The organism is Solibacillus sp. FSL K6-1781 (genome assembly GCF_038630735.1).
GTDB classification, from domain to species: Bacteria; Bacillota; Bacilli; order Bacillales_A; family Planococcaceae; genus Solibacillus; species Solibacillus silvestris.
Genome location: NZ_CP152038.1, coordinates 2,385,218 through 2,406,977, shown reverse-complemented (window position 1 = coordinate 2,406,977; position 21,760 = coordinate 2,385,218). Strand labels below are relative to the sequence as shown.

29 protein-coding genes and 1 pseudogene are annotated in these 21,760 nt (G+C 34.9%); 27 read left to right on the top strand and 3 right to left on the bottom strand.

The annotated features are described in order from the left end of the window. Nucleotides 1-5: 5 nt before the first annotated feature. The 21 genes and pseudogenes from MHH37_RS11960 to MHH37_RS11860 all read left to right on the top strand — a co-directional run bounded on the left by MHH37_RS11960 (nt 6) and on the right by MHH37_RS11860 (nt 13,140). Nucleotides 6-218, top strand: coding sequence for a DUF3923 family protein (locus MHH37_RS11960; protein WP_342573222.1), 213 nt, complete (start codon nt 6-8; stop codon nt 216-218). Nucleotides 219-371: 153 nt separating this feature from the next. Further along, nucleotides 372-905 carry a sigma-70 family RNA polymerase sigma factor gene (locus MHH37_RS11955; protein WP_339262178.1) on the top strand — a complete coding sequence of 178 codons (534 nt, stop codon included), beginning with the start codon at nt 372-374 and terminating at the stop codon, nt 903-905. Beyond that, complete coding sequence (locus MHH37_RS11950; protein ID WP_342573218.1) at nt 889-1,575, top strand: DUF3600 domain-containing protein; 687 nt, start codon at nt 889-891, stop codon at nt 1,573-1,575. Before MHH37_RS11955 ends, MHH37_RS11950 begins: the two co-directional genes overlap by 17 nt. A 106-nt stretch (nt 1,576-1,681) precedes the next feature. Next, the gene (locus tag MHH37_RS11945; protein WP_342576248.1) at nt 1,682-2,359 is read left to right on the top strand and encodes a hypothetical protein; all 678 of its coding nucleotides are present in this window, start codon (nt 1,682-1,684) and stop codon (nt 2,357-2,359) included. Nucleotides 2,360-2,571: 212 nt separating this feature from the next. Then, on the top strand, nt 2,572-2,889 hold the full coding sequence (locus MHH37_RS11940; protein WP_342573216.1) for a hypothetical protein: 318 nt from the start codon (nt 2,572-2,574) through the stop codon (nt 2,887-2,889). A gap of 68 nt (nt 2,890-2,957) precedes the next feature. Beyond that, nucleotides 2,958-3,302, top strand: coding sequence for a DUF4181 domain-containing protein (locus tag MHH37_RS11935; protein ID WP_342573214.1), 345 nt, complete (start codon nt 2,958-2,960; stop codon nt 3,300-3,302). A 110-nt stretch (nt 3,303-3,412) separates the two neighbouring features. After that, on the top strand, nt 3,413-3,883 hold the full coding sequence (locus MHH37_RS11930) for a GNAT family N-acetyltransferase (RefSeq protein ID WP_342573212.1): 471 nt from the start codon (nt 3,413-3,415) through the stop codon (nt 3,881-3,883). Nucleotides 3,884-4,144: 261 nt separating this feature from the next. After that, a complete protein-coding gene (locus tag MHH37_RS11925; RefSeq protein WP_342573209.1) occupies nt 4,145-4,600 on the top strand; it encodes a hypothetical protein in 456 nt (151 codons plus the stop codon). 76 nt (nt 4,601-4,676) lie between these two features. Continuing rightward, nucleotides 4,677-5,129, top strand: coding sequence for an SRPBCC family protein (locus tag MHH37_RS11920; RefSeq protein ID WP_342573208.1), 453 nt, complete (start codon nt 4,677-4,679; stop codon nt 5,127-5,129). A 380-nt stretch (nt 5,130-5,509) separates the two neighbouring features. After that, complete coding sequence (locus MHH37_RS11915) at nt 5,510-6,232, top strand: DUF5694 domain-containing protein (RefSeq protein WP_342573207.1); 723 nt, start codon at nt 5,510-5,512, stop codon at nt 6,230-6,232. A gap of 266 nt (nt 6,233-6,498) precedes the next feature. Next, nucleotides 6,499-6,996 (top strand): GNAT family N-acetyltransferase, encoded by a 498-nt coding sequence (locus tag MHH37_RS11910; RefSeq protein ID WP_342573205.1) that lies wholly within the window; start codon nt 6,499-6,501, stop codon nt 6,994-6,996. A gap of 113 nt (nt 6,997-7,109) precedes the next feature. Further along, nucleotides 7,110-7,862, top strand: a pseudogene (locus tag MHH37_RS11905) (class I SAM-dependent methyltransferase). Nucleotides 7,863-7,949: 87 nt separating this feature from the next. Continuing rightward, on the top strand, nt 7,950-8,426 hold the full coding sequence (locus MHH37_RS11900) for a helix-hairpin-helix domain-containing protein (RefSeq protein WP_342573203.1): 477 nt from the start codon (nt 7,950-7,952) through the stop codon (nt 8,424-8,426). A 44-nt stretch (nt 8,427-8,470) separates the two neighbouring features. After that, nucleotides 8,471-8,893 carry a VOC family protein gene (locus tag MHH37_RS11895; protein WP_342573201.1) on the top strand — a complete coding sequence of 141 codons (423 nt, stop codon included), beginning with the start codon at nt 8,471-8,473 and terminating at the stop codon, nt 8,891-8,893. A 65-nt stretch (nt 8,894-8,958) separates the two neighbouring features. Next, nucleotides 8,959-9,831, top strand: coding sequence for a pirin-like C-terminal cupin domain-containing protein (locus MHH37_RS11890; RefSeq protein WP_342573199.1), 873 nt, complete (start codon nt 8,959-8,961; stop codon nt 9,829-9,831). Between the two features lie 125 nt (nt 9,832-9,956). Continuing rightward, a complete protein-coding gene (locus MHH37_RS11885) occupies nt 9,957-10,151 on the top strand; it encodes a hypothetical protein (protein WP_342573197.1) in 195 nt (64 codons plus the stop codon). Nucleotides 10,152-10,174: 23 nt separating this feature from the next. Next, nucleotides 10,175-10,627 (top strand): GNAT family N-acetyltransferase, encoded by a 453-nt coding sequence (locus MHH37_RS11880; RefSeq protein WP_342573196.1) that lies wholly within the window; start codon nt 10,175-10,177, stop codon nt 10,625-10,627. 11 nt (nt 10,628-10,638) lie between these two features. Then, a complete protein-coding gene (locus MHH37_RS11875; protein WP_342573195.1) occupies nt 10,639-11,130 on the top strand; it encodes a fructose-bisphosphate aldolase in 492 nt (163 codons plus the stop codon). 46 nt (nt 11,131-11,176) lie between these two features. After that, nucleotides 11,177-12,028, top strand: a complete 852-nt coding sequence (locus MHH37_RS11870; RefSeq protein WP_342573193.1) for a hypothetical protein — start codon at nt 11,177-11,179, stop codon at nt 12,026-12,028. Between the two features lie 33 nt (nt 12,029-12,061). Next, entirely contained in the window at nt 12,062-12,688 is a 627-nt protein-coding gene (locus tag MHH37_RS11865; RefSeq protein WP_342573191.1) for a cysteine peptidase family C39 domain-containing protein, read from the top strand. Nucleotides 12,689-12,693: 5 nt separating this feature from the next. Beyond that, entirely contained in the window at nt 12,694-13,140 is a 447-nt protein-coding gene (locus tag MHH37_RS11860) for an NUDIX domain-containing protein (protein WP_342573190.1), read from the top strand. 32 nt (nt 13,141-13,172) lie between these two features. On the opposite strand, the gene MHH37_RS11855 is transcribed toward MHH37_RS11860, so the two are convergent. Continuing rightward, on the bottom strand, nt 13,173-13,700 hold the full coding sequence (locus tag MHH37_RS11855; protein ID WP_008404026.1) for a DUF2179 domain-containing protein: 528 nt from the start codon (nt 13,698-13,700) through the stop codon (nt 13,173-13,175). A gap of 327 nt (nt 13,701-14,027) precedes the next feature. Between MHH37_RS11855 and MHH37_RS11850 the strand changes: the two genes are divergently transcribed. Further along, entirely contained in the window at nt 14,028-15,281 is a 1,254-nt protein-coding gene (locus MHH37_RS11850) for an S-layer homology domain-containing protein (protein ID WP_342573188.1), read from the top strand. A gap of 42 nt (nt 15,282-15,323) precedes the next feature. On the opposite strand, the gene pdxT is transcribed toward MHH37_RS11850, so the two are convergent. Together pdxT and pdxS are read right to left on the bottom strand one after the other, a co-directional pair. Further along, nucleotides 15,324-15,911, bottom strand: a complete 588-nt coding sequence (gene pdxT, locus MHH37_RS11845; RefSeq protein ID WP_342573186.1) for a pyridoxal 5'-phosphate synthase glutaminase subunit PdxT — start codon at nt 15,909-15,911, stop codon at nt 15,324-15,326. A gap of 1 nt (nt 15,912) precedes the next feature. Beyond that, nucleotides 15,913-16,797 (bottom strand): pyridoxal 5'-phosphate synthase lyase subunit PdxS, encoded by an 885-nt coding sequence (pdxS, locus tag MHH37_RS11840; protein WP_342573184.1) that lies wholly within the window; start codon nt 16,795-16,797, stop codon nt 15,913-15,915. 212 nt (nt 16,798-17,009) lie between these two features. On the opposite strand from pdxS, the gene MHH37_RS11835 reads away from it, so the two are divergent. From MHH37_RS11835 to MHH37_RS11815, 5 genes are all read left to right on the top strand, one after another. Continuing rightward, nucleotides 17,010-17,492, top strand: a complete 483-nt coding sequence (locus MHH37_RS11835; protein ID WP_342573183.1) for a nucleoside deaminase — start codon at nt 17,010-17,012, stop codon at nt 17,490-17,492. A 631-nt stretch (nt 17,493-18,123) separates the two neighbouring features. Beyond that, entirely contained in the window at nt 18,124-18,690 is a 567-nt protein-coding gene (gene thpR, locus MHH37_RS11830) for an RNA 2',3'-cyclic phosphodiesterase (protein ID WP_342573182.1), read from the top strand. A 171-nt stretch (nt 18,691-18,861) separates the two neighbouring features. Beyond that, on the top strand, nt 18,862-19,260 hold the full coding sequence (locus MHH37_RS11825) for a DUF2500 domain-containing protein (RefSeq protein WP_342573180.1): 399 nt from the start codon (nt 18,862-18,864) through the stop codon (nt 19,258-19,260). Nucleotides 19,261-19,405: 145 nt separating this feature from the next. After that, nucleotides 19,406-20,176, top strand: coding sequence for a hypothetical protein (locus MHH37_RS11820; protein WP_342573178.1), 771 nt, complete (start codon nt 19,406-19,408; stop codon nt 20,174-20,176). A gap of 274 nt (nt 20,177-20,450) precedes the next feature. Beyond that, nucleotides 20,451-21,617: an acyl-CoA dehydrogenase family protein gene (locus tag MHH37_RS11815; RefSeq protein ID WP_008404007.1), complete on the top strand. Its 1,167-nt coding sequence runs from the start codon at nt 20,451-20,453 to the stop codon at nt 21,615-21,617. Nucleotides 21,618-21,760: the final 143 nt, after the last annotated feature.

The following is a 21,760-nucleotide window of genomic DNA, read 5'->3' as shown; positions in this document are numbered from 1 at the left end:
AATGAATGAAGAAATTATGGTGGATAATTAATGGGGCTTGGCTTCTTTTGTTTAGCGGGTTAGCTATATTTATTTATTTTAGAGAAGTAGATGCTGCAGGTGTTGTTCAAACATCTGAGCTTAGATGGCTTTCTTTAGCACTGTTAGGTGTAGTATTTATTTTTTTTGCCATCATCCAACTTATATTTTTATTTTTTTTAAAGAAACCAAAAAGTTAATAGCTTATAAAATTTAAGGCGCTTTCCGTAATAAGGGAAGCGTTTCTTTATGAATAATGCCAATGATGAGAAAAATTAATTTTAAAATTTAAAGCCAAATGTTCTTCTCGTATGTCTAATAGATGTAAAACGAAAATGAAGGGAGGAATTGCTATGAATATTGGACGCTTAGTAAAAAAAGCTCAAAAAGGAAATGACAAAGCATATTTAGAGCTTTTCCAAAAATATGAAGCAGATATTTATCGAATGGCCTATGTCTATGTGAAAAATAAAAATGATGCTTTAGACGTCGTACAAGAAGTAGCTTATCAGTCATTCAAAAATATTAGCACTTTAAATAAACCAGAATATTTCAAGACATGGCTTATGAAAATTACGATCAATTGTTCCTTGACCGTAATTAATAAAAATAAAAAAGTGGTTCAACTAATTCCCCAATTTGAAGTACATACAGGAGAAGAAGTTGAAGATATTGCAATATCTTTATCTTTACGAGAACTAATGGATACTTTGCATGAAGATGAGAAAAGCGTGATTTTACTTAAGTATTATAATGACCGTACATTAAAGGAAATATCGGATATTCTTGAAATCCCGCTCGGAACAGCAAAATCGATTTTATATCGTGCTCTAAATAAACTTCGCCAAAATTTAAAGGAGGTAGAGAACTATGGGGAATCATTTTAAACAGGATATAGAGAAGATTGAAATCCCATTTCAGCTTCATGAAAGGAGTAAGAAAGGTATTCAGGAAGCTAAGTCAGAAATGGGAGGAACAGTGAAACGTTTTGTGAAAAAACGTATAGCGATTACGATTATGGCTGCCTGTTTAATGGTTCCAACAGGGGCATTTGCGTATCAATCGTTACTTGCAGATGATTTATATGGATCGTTTGATAATGTAAAAAAACATATAGCAAATATCACAATTAAAAGTTATTTATTATTTGATGCAAAATTATCCCAAGCAAAAGGTGACCTGGGAAATGAACAATTTGAACAGTTCAAAGAAATACTCTATGTCATTACAGATGCAAAGCTTGAATTTGGCGATAAAAACGGTAATATCGATTATTCTAAGGTTTCTGAAGAAAAACTGGAGGAAATTAAAGCGGCCATATATGAAATTCAGCCTTACTTTGACAGGTTAAATAATCAACCATCGAGTAAAGAGATTTTAACAGCTGAAGAATATGAACAATATATTCAGGCGTTATTAACCTATGAAACAGTTATGGCACAATTAGGTGTCTCTTCACCACCAAAAATTGAGATGATCCCTGCTGAAGCACAAGAAGAATTTCTAAAGGCTCGTGACATTTTGGATTATGTGAATGAAAAACAAATAGGGAATTAATGGCGTAAATCAGCTTGGTATTTTCAAGCTGATTTACGTTTTTATATTTAAATAGACAATAGTATTCACAAATTGATAAGATAATTAGAAATAAATTACAGGTGGAATAAAATTGAGAAAAAGACTAGGTTGTCTACACGCACATTATTCAAATATTGAATACATAGAAAATGTACTTGCTCCATATAACATTGAATTAGTCCATTTTGTTGATCCAGGATTAATGAATCGACTAACCTCAGATCAGAATTTCAATGAAGTAGATGCGCAACAAAAAGTGAAAGAACAAATGGAATGGATTGCCCAATCGAATATTGATGCTATTTTAATTACTTGTACAAACTATATTGCCATTTTACAGGAAGACCATCTTTCCATTTCAGTACCAATTTATAAATTGGATGAACCGTTCTTTGATTTCATCTGCAATATTCAGCAACCTCATACTTTACTTTTTACCAATGCGGCAACCGTTGAAGGAACAATGGAACGTCTTAGACTTTTTGCTGATACCTATCAAAAATCGTTAAACATCGAGGTTGTTGTTCTAAACAACATGTTTGACTTAATCATGCAAGGACGTAAAAAAGAATACGATCAGGAAGTAGCAAGGATGTTAGAACAACTTATTTACGATGATAAAATAATTTCTGTTGCTCAATTATCGATGGTGGATGCAGCTCAGCTTGTTGAAGCGAAGACAGGTAGATCAATCACGAATCCGTTAAGAACATTTGTAACTTCTATTGTTAAAGAATTAGATTTGGAAGAAAAACTACATTAAAAATCACTATACGAGCGCGATTCTAAATTAGAATCAGCGCTATTATTAGTGTGAAAGTAACTTTTATCTTAAAACTCTGTTACGTTTAGTAATGAGAAATTACTAATAACAATGAATGAGAGGAAGCCCTTAGAGGTTCAAATGTAAAGGTGAATTTTTGAAACTTTAGCTTTTGTAAAATCGTATAAAAGATTAAGACGGGAGGCGGCTACATGAACAAAGGTAAATTATTAATAAGCTCTATCTTAATTGCTTTTGGAGCTTTATACATATTCGGTTTTACATCAGTTCTTAATGTAATCGTTGATGGTAATTATCAACTCGAAGAACAAAATATTATTAAAAAAAATGGTGACCTTTATTTGTTAATTGATGATTATGAATTAACGTTATCGAGGGAATTCTATAAGAAGATAGAGTTAGATAAAACTAATGAGTACAAGATTAAGTATGTTTATAACAGATTAAATAATAATAATGGTGAGGTCGTTATGCTAAAAAAATATGGTGAACAGCCTTGGGGGAAATGACAACCTGTAGTTAACTTCCCAAAATTAGTTCTGTCATGTTTAATTTTAGGTTGACTGGGGGGATATGAGTGCAGGTTTCAGTATCTATTTTAGCGTTAATTCTAAGTATACTTAATTTCATTATTGGCAGATTAATTGTAGGGAAAGAGAGAGGAAAAGTTTCAGAGACGAGTGGCAAAAATATACAAAGAATAGGGTTTGTCACAATTCTAATCATTGCTTTCAGTTGTTTCTATTTTATAGATATTATGGATGATAACGGCATGAAGTGGTTTTGGTTATATTTTTATACGATTACTTTAGGCTTTCATTTCTATTTGGATTGGGTGTATTTGAGGGATACAAAAGAATATTTGGTTTCACTTATTCTATTAATCTTTGGAGTTTCATATATCTTATTTTTTGTATTTTAAGTATTATTTAGACTTACTGGCGTGATTTTACAGAAGAGTTAACGATTGCTTGTATTCTTGGGAAAGTAACTAGAAATATTATATGTTGGAAAAATAGGGGGAAGTTTAAAATGGTTGAGAGAGGCGGTTCCATGATAAAGAAGTTTGACATTCGAAATACAAAAAATGCGAAAGATCTATTAACGATTCAAATACCATCTTATAAAGTAGAAGCAGAAATTATCGGTTATGATGAAATCCCACCATTGAAAGATACAGTAAATACTTTAAAACAATGCGGAGAAACTTTCTTTGGCTACTATATAAAAGAAGAACTATGCGCGGCCATATCGGTGAAAGTTATCGATAATGAAGTAGACATACATAGATTAATCGTTCATCCGGACCATTTCCGTAAAGGAATCGCACAGAAACTGTTAACTTTTATTGAAGGTCAGTTCGATACAATGACAATAACAGTAGCAACTGGTTCCAAAAATTCGCCAGCTATTACTCTTTATATGAAGAATGGATTTCGTATTACGAAGGAAGTACAAGTGAATCAATTTTTATCCTTAACCTACTTTGAGAAGAAAATATAATCTGATTGAAGTTTGCAATAAGAGGAGTGGAAAATAATTAAACACAAAAGGATGCTTTTTTTACTGCTCATCATTTTTATATTGTCATTTTTTATTCGATTATATATTAATCAAGAAGCATTCCAGGAAACTAAGTGGCGCGATGCCTTATTCTTTTCGTCCTGGACAACAATCGGTCTATTGATTCTTTATATCATTCAAATTACTGTGGCAAAATATAGTAGGAAATAAGCGTGCGTATGTAAAAACGGGGGGCTATTTGTGAAAAGATATTTAAACGTTGCTATTGGATTGCTTTCACTTTTTTTATTGTCTGGATGTTTTGGAGAAGATTATGATTTTTCGCCTCCGACAGTTATGGTTATTACTCCTAATGGTATTGATATTCAAGAAGCTTTAGCTGAAGCAAACATCGATTGGAAGTATGATGACAAATACAACAAAGAAACAGAAGATATTCAAGAATTAGCGGAAATGCAAAATATTATTTACTTTGAACCTAGGGAATTGGTCGCGTTAAATATGGAAAACGGAACTTTTGATCCGAATAAAATAAAGGTTTCTGTTTTGCAAAATGAAAACAAAATAGAATTAGAATATTTTATAGTGAATCAAACCTTTAATTTACCTACAGAAAAAGGAAAGTATATACTCGTTGTTGACATTGAAACGGATAAAGGAAATGCTCAATATGTTGATAATATAGCTGTTCAGTAAATTACTTGTGCCCCACAGGAAGTCATGGTAAAGGAATTGCAGATTGAAAATGATTAAGTTTTTAAGGAGAATTTCGATGCCGATAATTATCCACAAGCAGTTTGTAAATGCACCTATACATGTATGTTTTGACCTTGCCAGAAACGTCGACATTCATATAAAGACGACTGCGAAAACGAAGGAAAAGGCTGTTGGTGGGGTAACAAATGGCTTATTAAATGCAGGTGACTCCGTTACTTGGGAAGCTACTCACTTCGGAATTAAACAAAAACTGACGGCAAAGGTTATACATATGCAACAACCAACTATATTTGTGGACATAATGGTGAAAGGAGCATTTAAAGCATTTACCCATACTCATAAATTTGTAGAAGAAAAAGACGGCACTTTAATGATTGATATATTTGAATATAAGTCGCCATTTGGTCCATTAGGAAGTATCGCTGACAAATTGTTTTTGTACAGATATATGAATAGCTTCATTATAAATCGAGCAACAGAATTGCAGAAGCTTGCAGAAAATAAGTAATGAATTATTAGGAGGGCATAAATGGCAGTCTCTCAAATCATTATCATGATGTTAGTTTATGGGGGTCTTTTTTTATATACCGCAAGATTCGGTTCTTCACACAACAAAATCATATTATACGGTCACTATATTTTCTTAATAGTTTTATATTGTCTCATATCTATTGCTATTTGGTTCATCTACAAAGGAAATGAAGTTCATATTAATTACCATAGCGGATATGAACCAATAAGTTTGACTAGTGACGCTATCTTTGCGATCGTTTGTTTCAGCATTTATAATCTGATTTTATTTTTATTAAGTAAGAGATTAAAAAGAAAAAGTCTTCTATTAAAGAAGTGAATAATTAGTAATAAACGTTGAATAGAGGGAGGATTTATATGGAAATTCTATTAGTTGGAACGTTTCACTTTAGCGATACCTCTGACTTGAACACATTATCGGAAAAGGATAAAAGGAAATATAGCGATAGCGATTTTGAAAAGTTGGCTATTGATCTCGCGAAGTTCCAAGCGGATCAAGTGTTTGTTGAATATCCATTTCATTTACAAGAACATTTAACTTCAATTTATCGCTCGGCAGAAGTAGAGGAAATAAATGAAGCATTTAAGAAAAATGAGATTTATCAAATTGGGTTCCGGTTAGCTAAAATTCTTGGACATGATGCCATTTATGCTGTGGATTGGAACGAACAGCCGGAGGAATCAATCGATTTAGGTCTCGTAGCAGAAGGGCAATCGAAAACAGAGTTCGAGGAAGTAATGAACCGCGTAAAATTGGTACTCGAGAAGCTTTCCACTATAATTCAGCAAGGGGATATCATCGAACTGTACAAATATATTAATTCATATGAAAACATAGTAAATGATCATAAAGTCTATTTGGATTTAATGCAGCTCGACGATGAAATGGCATTTGAGTGGGTGATGAGATACTGGTATTACCGGAATTCAAAAATCGTACGTAATATAAAAAAATCCATTCTTCCTGAAACAAAGCGGGCTGTTATTTTATATGGAAGCGGTCATAACTATCTACTTAAACAACTATTGGAAGAGGATGAATCCATTAAAGTAATTCAGTACGGAGATTGGTCGGAATAATATAGATTGGGCATCAAGGAGATTATGGGGGTGAACAGATTATTTTAGAAAATTTAATTGGGTTTTTAATTGGGTTATTTATAATCGTGATTTGCCTTTTAATCGCCTATTGGGGATTTAATATATTATTTAAATCTACATTAAGGTCAACAAACAGAAGTGATGCAGCATTAAAAATCCAGTTGTATACATTAGAAAAACGAGTTGAGGAACTTGAAAGAAAATTAAATAACAAGTAATGGATCTATCAAGGAGTTGAGAATAACATGATTACATTAAGAAATGTGCAAAAGTCAGATTTAGAAGAGCTGGTAGTCATTGAAAATGAAGGCTTTACAAATGAAGAGGCTGCAACAAGGGAAGCGTTTCTGGAAAGAATTAAATTGATCACGGATACGTTTATTGTCGCTGAAAAAGATGGAGTGATTGTTGGTTATATTAACGGTCCAGTAATTCCTCAATTATACATAACGGATGACCTTTTTGAAGAAATAAAAGAAAATCCTAAAAAAGGCGGACACCAAAGTATATTAGGAGTAGCTGTTTCTAAAAAGGCGAGGAATCTAGGTATCGCTCGAATCTTAATCAATAAAATGGAGCAGTTGGTAAAAGAAAATGAACGACAAGGAATTACGTTAACATGTAAACAGGAATTGGTTTCTTTTTATGAAAAACTCGGCTTTGTAAACCATGGTATTTCTGAATCACAGCATGGCGGTGTTAGCTGGTCTAACATGGTCAAACTGCAAGAGAATATGGATTAATTATGGGGGGATTTCAATGTAATGTGAAATCCTCTTTTTATTTTCGGTTATTCAATATCAGAATTTTCCATTATAATGGAACTAACAAATTTGTACAGAATTGAGTGAATAATATGGGTACTTCAAAAGTTACAGAACATCAATGGAATGCTAGTTTATACGATGGTAAGCACTCGTTTGTTTCAAAATATGGCAATAGTTTGGTGGAATTGTTAGCTCCAAAGGAAGGAGAACGAATATTGGATCTTGGTTGTGGAACAGGGGATTTAGCAAATACTTTATTTGAGTATGGCGTGGAAGTAGTAGGTATCGACAAATCTGAAAATATGGTGAAACTAGCGACTAGTAAATACCCGCACATACCATTTACCGTTCGAGATGCTACAAAATTAACCTAATTTTCTAACGCAACCCTCCATTGGGTGCACTCGCCGAAAGAAGCTGTGCAATGTATTTACCAAAGCTTAAAACACGGCGGTAGAATGGTTGTTGAATTTGGAGGAAAAGGCAATGTGCAATCGATTACAGATGAAATTATTAAACAAATAAAAAATGAAGGCTTTGAATTTAAAAAAGCACAGTTCCCCTGGTATTATCCAAGTATTGCGGAGTACTCGAAATTGATGGAAGAGGCAGGATTCCACGTGACTTTTGCTCAACTATATGATCGACCAACGCCTTTAGATGGTGAAAATGGTTTGAGAAATTGGATTGACATGTTTGGCAGTATTTTATTTGATGGCATACCTGAAAAAATAAAAGATCAAATAATCGCTAAAGTGGAAATAAATTTAAAAGACGTTTTATATCATGAAGGCATTTGGAAGGCAGATTATAAAAGGATTCGTGTAGTCGGAATAAAATAAGTAGTTTTCCCTGCCTTTGTTTTATATTGAAGAAGTAAGTAAATAACTAATTGAAATATAAATTAAGTATAAGTTAGGTGAATATAGATGAAAAAGTCCTCTCCAAAGCTTCCTTTAACATCTGAAGAAAGAATAAATTTAAGAAAGTGCAAATTGAAATTAAATGAAATCGCTCTAATGGATATACAACAATTAACTTCATGTTTACAATCAACTCACGAACGTGCTAAATATCTCCGTGGACTAGCTCAATTCCAGTCGATCCCTTCAATTGGACCAAAGTTGGCTCAATGGGTTACTGAATTGGGTTATTATTCTTTGGAAGAATTGAAAAACGAAGATGGTGCTGATTTGACTAATCGATTGGAGGAACACTTCGGATATTGGGAAGACCCGTGTGTAGAGGATTCGTTAAGATGTATCGTACATCATGCTAACCATTCAGACAGCGAAAAAAGTTGGTGGCATTTTACAGATGAACGGAAACAATATCGGGAGTTAAATGGATACCCTGATTCAAGACCAGCGACACCTTGGCATGATAAGAAAACTAAAGACAAATAAGGGGTATATATAAACCTATCAATCAGGATCAAAGGGGAACAAATATGAAAATTCACAAGATAGATCATGTAGGGATCATAGTAAACAATCTTACGGCGGTTAAAGAGTTTTTCATTGAATTTGGGTTGGAAGTTATTGGTGAAGGGGAAGTGGATGGGAAATGGGCAGAGCGAATCACCGGGTTTACTGATGTGAAAGCAACCATTGTCATTTTAGGGATGTCGGATGGCCAGGCAAATTTGGAGCTGGTCAAGTTTCATACAGACTCAGAGATAGAAAGTATACAGCAATCTTCAAAAAATCATATTGCCTTTGCTGTTGAAGATATTGAAAAGGTCGTTGCTAAATTGAAAAGGAAAGGCGCGGAAATTATTAGTGAAATCCAAAACTACAATAGTATATATAAATTATGCTTTGTTCAGGGACCGGAAGGCATAATTTTAGAGTTAGCTGAGAAAATGAGATAAACTTTAAGTGGAAGATTTCAAGTTAATAGTACATTTTCATAGTAACCTTGGTGGGAGGAATAGAATTGGCAACTAATGCAGTCTTTCAAAGAGATATTAAAAGTTTTTGGTACCCAGAGTACAATAAAAATGGATATCCTCATGTGCAACAAGGATTCATTCTTCACCCTAATCGAAACGCTGAATTCGATCCTTTTATTTTAATGGCAGAAGATTGGTATAAGCGTGGCGTTTTCTCTGATCACCCACACCGTGGCTTTCAAACTGTAACATATGTTGTAGATGGCAGACTAGAACATATTGATAATGCTGGCGGTTACAGCATTTTAAATGCCGGGGATGTCCAATATATGAATGCCGGTTGGGCAGCTAGACATGCAGAAGAAGCGTTCGAGGACGACTTGATTCATACATTGCAGCTATGGCTAAATCTGCCGAAAAGTTTAAAGCATACAAAAACGTCTTATCAAAATATTTTTGTTGAAGATGCACCTGTAGTCAATATCGATGGCGGATTCGTTCGAGTTTATTCAGGGGATATTGCAGGTGTAACAGGACCTATGCAAAGTTTAGTTCCTATTACGATGACAGAAATTACTCTTCGTGAAGGTGCTGAATACACACATGTTTTACCCGAAAACCATAATTCATTCCTGTTTATGTTGGCAGGAGAGATGGAATTTGGGGAAAGCAAGACAAAAATAACGAAAACGGGAGCAGCAACGATTTCATTTAACGAAGATGGCTCAGAAGCAAATTCAAGCGAATTAAAAATTAAAGCATCAACACGGTCTAAAGTTTTGATTTATTCAGGTGTCCCAATTAGAGAAAAAGTCGCTCTAGGTGGACCGTTTGTGATGAATACAAAAGAAGAAATCAGAGAAGCATTCCGTGATTTACAGCTAGGTGAATTTGGCCCACCAGCTGTGAAAAAGTAAAACTAATTGGCAATTAATAGCAAACAGTACAATGAACCGGATGGAATTTAGCCATCTGGTTTTTTGATTTTATCAGGTTCGACTCTACAATTATGGTAAAATTTAAAATATAAGGAGAGGATTTCATGGATTTATTATCATTTGCCTTTTTAGGATTTTTGCTTTACATCGTTGTATTTTTTGCAGTCAAGCATGGGATTAATTATTCGGAACTTGGAATTTTAATAAAAAAGAAATATAAAATTGAAGAAGAAATGCCTAACTTGAGTAATGACGACATTGAAAAAGAGTTAGAAAAAGATATCAATAAACAAAACTAATCGAGAAATTTAGGGGGATAAGTGTGGAGATTAAAAGGCTGGAAAAACAGGAAAAGGTGCCCTTGGAATTGTTATTATTGGCGGACCCTTCAAAAATTATCGTTGAAGATTATGTAGCAAAGGGCGAATGTTTTATAGCCGAAAATGAAGAGCAAACCATTGGCGTCTATGTACTGTTACCGACAAGACCGCAAACTGTAGAAATTGTCAATGTAGCAGTAGCTGAAAATTATCAGGGAAAAGGAATCGGAAAATCATTAGTAAGTCATGCGATTCGTGTTGCCAAAACACAGGGGTATAAAACGATTGAAATTGGTACGGGAAATTCAAGTATTGGGCAATTGGCTTTATATCAAAAATGCGGTTTTAGAATCGTTTCAGTTGATCATAACTATTTTATTAAGCATTATTCAGAAGAAATTTACGAGAATGGCATTCAGTGTATCGATATGATTAGGTTATCGCAAGATTTATAAGGGGGATAAGGATGAAAAAATTATTGTTTTTATTCTGTTTGTTTTCCATTTTGCACATCACGACTGCTTGCAGTAACAAAGATGAACCTATTACAACAATTGAAGCCGCAATTTCACAGTTGACAGAGGATGAATTTGAAAGCGTCGGGACTCATGAGTTAAAAAATCCTCAAATAGATGATTTCAGGAAATTTACATTCAACGTGGAAGTAGACAATGTAGCTGGACAGAAAGTGGAATTTTCATTTAGCGATAGTTGGAAAGATGCGATCGATTCATTTGATACTACTGACCGTTATTGGTTTGGAGGCGGAAGTGAACAAAATAATGAAGGTGAGAATGTCTCCTCGTATGTGCAAGAATTTGTCTTTTATTCTAAAGGATTAAACGAAGTATCAATGAGAGAGGCATTGAATACAATTATTTTTGAAGTAAGCATAGACCAGATAGGAGAAATCGTGACAGAAAAATATAAAGTTGGGGATTTAATTGAATTTGAGTAACTTCGTTGATGGAAAGTAATAATTAAAAATGATTGGAGAAATCTTCATGAAAATATACGATCTGGCAAGTACATTTCTAAATCAGTATGAATCTTCAAAAGAGTACTACGAAAGTTACTTTAATCATCATCCAGAAATCTTTAGTTATTATTTTGAAAATCACTGTCACAATAAAGAACTGAAACTTGAAAATGCTTTAAAAGCGCATCCAAATATGATTGATCAAATGAACTGGGTTGCAAAGAAATTAAAATCGCTCACACCCCAGATTACAAAAGAATATGAAAAGCGGTTTCCGATAATATTTTCAAAAGATGTTTATATTTTTGTCGGTCTAGGTGGTTCGAATGCTTATACTTATCGTTCCATGGATCCTCATATTGCTTTTTGTGTTGAAAAATTTGAACCGTATGAAGAGGGCCTTAACGTAATAATTGCGCATGAATTTGGCCATGCAGTCCATCATCTTTACACAACACATAATGGGATTGAAGCAAAAGATATTCAATGGTCTAATCCGTTGACATGGCTATTGCAAGAGGGTGTAGCAACTTTTTTATCAACTTTAGTAGTAAATGTAGACCAAGATATTTATTTTGCATATAAACGTGATCCGGAGTGGCTTTCATTCTGTGAAAAAAATATAGCAACCATTATCAATGCTTTTCAAAAAGATTTAATTCAAAGTACATCAGCAGAAATATTTAAAGAATGGTTCTCGATTAATGGGGGTCAAACTTTTGGCTACAGTCGGATTGGTTATTATATTGCTTATCTTTTAGTAAAACGTTTAGCAGGTGAAGAAGGTATTGAAAATGCAATGCTTTATTGGGGACATTCAGATTTTGAAGAGAGAATGAAAACGTTATTACGAATTATAGTAAATAAAGAAAAGTAGACACACGTTGATTTCATATATTGGGGGAGTAGCATGTTTATAATTAATACAGTTGCTTTATGGGTATTTATCTCAGTGTCGATTAACAATTATTTAATGACTTTACCTATTCCGGTTATACGAAAAAAGGATTTTCCGACTACCTACATGATTCTTCAAAAGAATCGAATCGATTTCCAAAAAGATACGGAATGCGCGGCATTTTCAACAGCTTACCTGCTGCGTCACTTTGGTAAGGAGGCTGAAGGAGAAGCGTTATATAAGCATTTTCCCAATAAAACAAAAGCTGGCAATGTATATCCAAAAGGAATCCGTACTGTTTTAAGAAATAACGGATTTAAGACAAATTATTATAAAGGAACTATTGATACATTAAAGTACGAAGTCAGTAAAGGAACTCCCGTAATTGTTTTTATTAAAGTACAGAAGGATCTCAAAAATCTGCATTTTGTTCCAGTAGTAGGTTATGACAAAGAGCATATTTACCTTTCAGAGTCATTAAGTCATTTAGTGAATTGTGAAGAAAAACAGCAGAACTATAATCGAAAGGTGCCGATTGAAGAATTTAAAATGCTATGGAATGTAAAGAGAATTCATATGCTTCCCTATAGCAATACATATATAGCAGTAGATGCTAACAAAACTTTTAGCGGTAGGTGAAAATAGTGAAAGTATTTGGAGAGAAATTAAATGGCCATAATTATGAAATAAGAAAAGGGATTTATGCAGTAATTTTTAATTCAACAATGACTCGTGTCTTAACAGTCCAAACTACAAGAGGGGATTACTTTTTGCCAGGTGGCGGGATTGAAGATCATGAAAACCATTCGCAATGCCTGGAAAGAGAAATACTTGAAGAAACAGGACATAACGTAGTGATCGGTCCTTATATAGGGAACGCAAAGTGCTTTTTTCTCTCAACCAAAAAAGAGCCAATTCTAAATGATGGCTATTTCTACTTCGCACAATTATTAAATAAAATCCAAGATCCCATTGATGACGACCACTTTATAAAATGGATTGAGACAGGTAAAGCCCGGGATCTCTTATTACATGCCCATCAATATTGGGCAATTAAGGAAGGGTTAAAACTGAAAATGCATAAAAAATGAGCTAGAATCATTGAATCTAGCTCATTTTTATTTTAACGTCTAAGTTTAAATTTACGCATACGATCGACTAAGAAACCGCCTTTGAATGATTTTGGCTCATATGAAATGATAAATGCCTTTGGTTCAATCGATTCAACAAGGGCGAATAATTCTTTTTCTCGGTTTCGTTTAGCCAAAATCTCATATTTATAACGTTCACTGTCACGACCTTCACTGACAGATGTCGTGATGGCAAAGCCGCTGTTTCTTAATGTTTCGATCAATTCCTGATTTTTTTGCTGAGTATTGATTGTAACTGAGACAAAACCAATAGCCAGTTTGTTTTCAATCATTGTTCCTATTGGTATCCCAATACTAAATCCGAGTGCATACACAATCATTGCGATAAAGTTCTGATCACCACTAAAAATGATAGAAAGTGCAAATACGTTAATTAAAACTTCTAAAAACCCAAAAATTGAAGCAAGAAGTCTCATATCTTTGACTAAGAAAATTGTTCGTAATGTCATTAATGGCACGTAAACGAGCTGTATGACCAGGATTAGGATTATCTCCTGCATGAAATCCCCTCTTTCTTTAAAAATTTACTTTACTTTTTTACTTCTACCCTAATATGAAATTTATATTCTTATTAATTATTTGAGTAATTAGTATAAAATGCAGGAGAATTCAATTGCTTTTATTAAATTAATTTTTCAAACGACCATTTGTCCAGCTGGATGAATAGTCGTTTTTTGTTTGGAAAGGGGGTTCGAGATAGGTAAAGTCCGGAAATACAACCATGAATTAGTAGTAATAAAATGAGATTCTATGCACTAGTTCTAATAAAAAACTGCTATCATGATAGTGTTTAAGTCTATTATTTGAATATTAAAGGAGTTGCAAATTTGATAAAATTAATCAGAGTATTATTATTAATTTTACTTTCTTTACTAGTTTTAAATAGTGGCCCGTTGACTTCGAGTGCAAACAGCGTGAATCCTTTACCTTATGAAGATGAGAAGTCAGGAAGAAATAGTAACGCTTATTTATCTACATACGAATTTCCTTCAACCAAAATGAAGGAAGACTTTATTAATGAAATTTATACATATGCAATGAGAGCAAATGAAAAGTGGGGAATCCCTGCTAGTGCGATCATTGGAATGGCCATTCTGGAAAGCGGCTATGGAACAACAAGAATAGCAGTGAATGCAAATAATCTTTTCGGGATAAAGGTTTGGGGATATAATCCGAAGAACGGCTGGCAGCTGAAGGGACAACCTGATGAAGATTATGAACCGGTACCTGTTCTAATCGATTACGGAAAAGACCGTAAAATATATGATGAAAGCAAAAGAAGAGATAACTGGTATCGGGCTTTTACTTCCTATAAAGAAGCGGTTGATTATTTAGCAGGGAACTTGTTGTTAAACGAAAGGTATCGTTTCGCAAAAACCAATTATGAAGAAAGAAGGAAAAAAGGATGGAGTTATGAGCGAGCTTCCAAAGAATATCTATACGATATTGCCAATGCCGGTTATATTCATTTGGGTGGGGAATACTATCGAAATAAAGTAGGCTCCATCATGGACGAATATGATTTATATCAATATGATGATAGGAAATTAAAAGACATAGAAGGTCATTGGGCCGAAGAACAGATTCTTTTCTTAACTGAAAAAGGTTGGATCTCTGGCTATCCTGATGGTACATATAAACCCAATCATTCGATAACAAGAGCTCAAGCAGCTGCTATTATAAGTAACTTTTTAGCATTGACGTCAACAAATAAAAACATCTACTTTAGTGATGTGGTAAAGAGCTTTTGGGCTTCAGAATCTATTCTTTTAGTAGCACAACATAAAATAATTAATGGTATCGGTGATGAACGTTTTTCACCAAATACTTTTTTAACTAGAGCGCAAATGGCTCAAATCTTTTATAACGCCGGATTTTATAGCCAATCTGTAAATAATCGTGTAAATTCATTTAAAGATGTGGAACAAAATTTTTGGGCATTTGTTGCGATTGAAACGATAAAACAAGAAGGAATTATGGCCGGCTATAATGCAAGCAGATTTGGTCCGAATAATCCTACAACAAGAGCACAAATGGCAGCTATGATTTATCGAATACATGAAAAAGGCTTAAATAAATAATCCAGCATACAAAAGAAGCACTGAATTGTGCTTCTTTTTGACTTATCTAGGAACGTTTGTAAATTCATTTACCATACCAATAAAATATTGAAGTATTCGAACATCATCCGTCAGTTCGGGATGAAAAGAGCAGCCTAAAAATTGTCCATCTCTAGCTAATACAATTCGTTCTTCATATGTAGCAAGTATTTCGACCTGTTCACCGATGGTTACAATATGCGGAGCTCGAATAAAAACTGCTGTTATGTCATACCCAATTGATGGAATTGCTAATGCAACTTCAAAACTGTCTACTTGACGGCCGAAAGAATTTCTTTCTACCTCAACATCCATTAAACAAAGGTGAGGGGTAATGGAACCCTTAATCTTTTTTGCCAATAGTATGAGACCGGCACATGTCCCGAACATGGGAATCCCTTGCTGTGCCAATGCTTGTATAGGTGCTAATAAGTCATTGCGTTCTATAAGCTTACCGATAGCTGTACTTTCACCACCAGGCAAAATAAGACCATCAATACCACATAAATCATTGCCTGTTTTTACTTCCACAGCTTCATGATCAAGAAGTTTAATCTGATTCATATGCTCACCTACTGCACCTTGTAATGCAAGTACTCCTATTTTTGACATACTACCAGCCACGCTCCTGCATCCGTTCATTTACATTAAGTGTAGCTATTTCAATTCCTTTCATCGGTGTTCCAAGCTCCTTCGAGATTTCAGCAATCAGTTTGTAGTCTTTATAATGAGTTGTTGCTTCCACAATGGCACGCGCGAATTTTTCAGGATTCTCTGATTTGAATATACCGGAACCAACAAATACCCCATCTGCACCAAGTTCCATCATTAACGCGGCATCTGCAGGTGTAGCTACGCCACCCGCAGCAAAGTTCACAACTGGTAAACGTCCTAAACGTTTAATTTCCAACAGTAATTCGAATGGGGCTCCTAAATTTTTTGCCTCTGTCATTAATTCGTCCGCATTCATTCCTATAACACGACGTACTTGAGCATTGACTTTGCGAAGATGACGAACTGCTTCTACAATGTTGCCTGTCCCCGGTTCACCTTTAGTACGGAGCATAGAAGCCCCTTCGCCAATACGTCGAGCTGCTTCTCCTAAGTCACGGCAACCACAAACGAATGGCACTGTATAATCACTCTTTAGTAAATGGTATTCTTCATCAGCCGGTGTTAAAACTTCACTTTCATCGATATAGTCGACACCCATTGACTCTAAAACCCGTGCTTCTACAATGTGACCAATTCGTACTTTTGCCATAACAGGAATCGTGACGGCATTCATCACTTCTTCCACAATTCGAGGATCCGCCATACGGGCAACACCGCCAGCTTTCCGGATATCGGAAGGCACACGTTCCAGCGCCATCACAGCTACTGCTCCTGCAGCTTCAGCAATTTTTGCCTGTTCAGCGTTAATGACATCCATAATAACGCCGCCCTTTTGCATTTCTGCCATACCACGTTTTATTCGATCAGTTCCAACTTGTACCATGTAAATAACCTCCATTCCTGTAATGATACTTAGTATAATGAAAATTGACCGTATTAAAATAGCCAATTATTCATTAATCGATAAGGTCAGTAGAATTTTGTCTGAAAACATAAGGATCAGAGTACGAATGAATATTCACTTAAGGAGTAGGATAATTCTGTTATAATTAAGATTGTAAAAGTTTCTACTTACTGGATAAGGAGGATACGAATATGATAAATAATCTAGATTTGAAGCACTTACAACGTTGTGTTGAATTAGCAAAAATTGCGCTTGAAAAAGGTGACGAGCCATTTGGTTCAGTACTTGTTTCCGCCGATGGAGAGGTCCTTTTTGAAGACCATAATCACGTGGCAGGTGGTGACCATACCCAACATCCGGAATTTGCAATAGCACGATGGGCAGCAAATAATATGAAACCTGAAGAAAGAATCAAAGCGACAATATATACTTCCGGGGAACATTGTCCGATGTGCGCTGCAGCACACGGTTGGGTTGGTTTAGGCCGGATTGTTTATGCAAGTTCATCTAAACAATTGGTAGAATGGCTAGCTGAATTGGGCCAAGCTCCTTCACGTGTACGGAATCTTTCCATTCAAGAGGTTATTAACGATATTACTGTCGATGGTCCTGTTCCAGAGCTAGCGGAGGAAGTTCATCAACTCCATCGTCAGTTTCACGAAAAGAGAAGTTGACTATAAATCCATTTTAAAATAGAAGTGGATAGGTTGAGATGGTTGAAAGCAAGCGCGATTCTGTAGTAAGGATCAGCGCTTATTTTCATTAAGAGTCTATAAATCTGAAGGAGAAAAATATATAGTAGGAATTTTTTATTTAACAATCAACAGGCGTAATTCATTAATAAGGAATGCGTCTTCTTTATAAGGACTGACAAAATAGTGAAATATAAAAGGGGCGTATGAAATGTGGCAGCAAAATCATAAAAGTGTAAAAATCTATTTTAGAATATATTTAATAATTGCAGTCTTTTTATTAGCAGGCTGTTCATCTATTTAAAATGTCATATCTGAAGATGAAGCAAAACAAATGGTCTTGGATCATCATTTTAACCATAATAGTAAAACTGAAATACGATCTGTTGAATTGAAAAATAATAAATACTTCATTGCGTGGGAAATAAAAGATAACTGCGAACGTGGGAAAGATAGTGTTAATAAAAAAGGCGAAATCGAGATGATTGAAGCCAGTATATGTTAGTTTAAATATGCCTTTCAGAAGGAATCTAAGGGAAATACGGTCGATAAGATATTTTTGTATTAGTTTTAATAATAATGTCCATTCTTTTATAGAAAGAGGTGAAAGAATATGGAGAGAGTGGCGCACTATTTTTGGGCGGTTCGGATTCCGGATGGAATTAAACAAACTATTTACGAGGAACTCACACGAAGTAAACCAATATTCCAGTTTAAGAGTTGGGTAAATTTAAATGATTATCATATAACGCTTGCCTTTCTCGGTGCTGTAAATCCGCAGCAACTTTCATCCGTTATTAAATCAGTTGGGAACGCCATACAAAATCAAAAAGCATTTATGTTAGACATTAAAGGCCTGGGTGCGTTTGGGGCTCAAAGTTCACCTCGTATATTTTGGGGAGCGGTGAGTGAAGCAGCCCCTTTGTATAAACTTCAGGAAATTGTGCATCAAACTTGTCTAGATGAAGGGTTTACACTAGAAACACGGCCTTATCATCCACATATTACATTGGCACGAAAATGGGGAGGCAATGAAGATTTCAAGGTGGACAACTTAGTCACGCATAACCCATTCAAAGAAAAGCCTTTATCTTTTCAAATCACTGAAATCGTCCTTTATAAATCGAATGTTGAAAACACACCGAAATATGAACCAATTGCGACGTTTTCATTAGTATGATTATCTTTATGTATAAGTAGGCGGGTGCGATTCTGTAAGGTGAATCAGCGCTCTTTTTTTAATCTGTAGTTATAGGGCTATAGAAGATATTTGGTAAATATATGTCATCAATCTGAAACTTTCTTCCATTTTATCCGTATAATTTAGTTATCAGAGCAAGGGGGGAATATCATGTATGACATGCGAGGAAGTGGGGATTGGTTATTTAACTTCGGGCCAATATTTATAGCACTTGTTTTTATTATCATAGTTATTTTAATAATTGGCAATATATTCAGTGGATTAAGACAATGGAAGGAAAATGAGAACTCACCTCGCCTGTCTGTTACGGCCATCGTAAAAGTTAAACGAACAAGTGTAACGAGACATAATCATCACCATCATGATAACAACCACCACTCACACAGTACCTCTACAAAGTACTTTATAACATTTGAATTCGAGAGTGGTGACCGGTCTGAGTTTCATGTTTCAGGCAAGGAATATGGTATGCTCGCAGAAGGGGATATCGGCACGTTAACTTTCCAAGGAACAAGATATATTGATTTCACTAGAACGAAGCTTACGTAACCCAACTAAGCTCGTTGATATAAAAACCGCGCGATTCTTTTAGAATCAGCGCTTTTTTGTACGCGTGGAATGCTATCCATCATTTGAACATGTATTTTGAAACATGTATGATAATTTATACAAACCAAACTTGAGGAGTGAGAACTTGAAAAAATATGTCCCATTTGTCTTAAGTGTTCTTCTTCTAACAGCGTGTAACGAGACGAATAATAACACGACAGCCGATCAGGATTCCGGAGCAGATACAAAGTCTAATGAAGTAGAAACAACAAATTCTCCAAATAATGAGGAGACAGTTTCTAATCAACCGGCAGGCAATACTGCTACGGCAGAAGATTTTCAAAGTATTATTCCGAGTAATTGGGATGTCAACATGCCAACTGACTTTCCTGTTTCAAAGGACAGCTATTTAACTGCGATTACAACGACAAATAATAATGTCATAACATTAAATTTCTATGAAACTCCATCTAAACTGGCAATAAATGATAACGCTATAAAGCAAAGCGGCACGTATACAGGTCAATTAACAATTACCAAATATGATTCAAAGGAATTGGCGAGTAAAGAAATTGATCAAACTATTTTCGATAGTGGACAAGCTGTTGATTTAGGGCACGGAATTACAGGCTATCAGGATGGCGGGGCAGGCTCTCTATTTACAAGCTGGAATGAAGGGCGTTGGGCAATTATTGCCCGGTCATTGACGGAAAAGGCTGAGGAAAGCTTGAACACAGCAAAGGAAACAGTCGAATTTTTAGAAACGCACATGCTTCCAATACCAAAAGATTATGGTTCTTTACATGTCGATGCTGAGCAAACTGGAACAATGGCGAAGTGGCAAAAGGGAAATTATTTATACACAATGACAGATTTTGGTGAAGATACATTACCTTGGATTGTGAAGTTTAAATAAATATTTACACGTATTTAAAGAACAAATTTCCAAACCTTCGAACAAAAATAATTTGATACGAAAGCTGTTAAGAAACCCGAAAGATTTCATTCTTTTGGGTTTCTTTATTTTTATTAAAAGACCATTCTTTTTATAAAATGAAAGCGCTTCAAAATTTCTCGCATATATAAACTGTTAGATTCATAACGTGTTGTAACTGAGTATTCTATAAAATTGTGAATATTATTTAACAATTTCGTACTCAAATAATTTCATTTACAAGGAGATGTTATTAATGGATTTTACGCTAAATGATGAACAAAAGATGATTCAAAAAACAGTAAGAGATTTTGTGAATAAAGAACTGAAGCCTTTGGAACAAGAAGTATTAAAAAATGAAAGGGAAGGCAGACCTGGTATCTCTAATGAAAAAATAAAAGAATTAAGAGAAAAGGCAAAGGCAATTGGATTTTGGGGCATTAATACGCCTGAGGAATACGGTGGAGCAAATTTAGGACCAATTATGTCAGTGTTAATTGCAATGGAATTAGGAAGAACTTTTGTACCGTTCAACTTTGGGGGTTCTGCTGATAATATCCTTTATTTAGGTAACGAGGAACAGAAACAGAAATATTTAATCCCTACCATTAATGGTGAAAGACGTTCTTGCTTTGCTTTAACCGAACCTGATGCGGGATCAGATGCAAGAGGTATTCAAATGAGAGCGGTTAAAGATGGCGACCATTGGGTGTTAAATGGTGAGAAAGTATTTATTACAAATGGAAATGAAGCAGACTTTGCCATGGTATTTGCAGTGACAGATAAAGAAAAAGGCGCGAATGGCGGAGTAACTTGTTTCCTTGTAGATAAAGAAATGGGTTGGAAGTCGGAATATATTTACACAATGGGCGAATGGGGACCGGCAACATTAGTATTTGATAACGTTCGTGTTCCTGAAGAAAATATTTTAGGAGAACTGGGTCAAGGTTTTAATTTAGGCATGCAGTGGATAGGCCAAGGAAGGTATATGATTCCTGCTGGTGCAATCGGTGCTGCAGAACGCTTATTGCAAATGGCCATCGACTATTCAAAAACACGAGTTACTTTTGGTAAACCTATAGCAGAACGTCAAGCAATCCAATGGATGATTGCAGACTCAGCAGTTGAAATTGAAGCAGCAAAATGGATCGTATTTAGAGCTGCATGGATGGCTGAAAATGGTATGGATCCACGTCATCAATCATCTATGGCAAAACTAAATGGCGCAATTATGGCAAATCAAGTGGTCGATCGTGTTCTTCAGATCCATGGTGGAATGGGATATACAAAGGAATTACCGATTGAACGCTGGTATAGAGAATTAAGATTATACAGAATTTTCGAAGGAACTGATGAAATTCAGCGCAGAACGATTGCAAGAAATTTATTAAAAGGTCATGCAAAAGTTGGAGAGTTACTTTAATTAAGGCAGCTTCTACTCATTTATTTCTTTAACATACTAACTAGTCAGTTACTATGCGGTAGTAATACTAACCGGTTAGTTAATAAGCGTGGCTCTAGATGAATAGTTAGTTTGCCAAATCAAAATTTAATCCGAAATAGTGT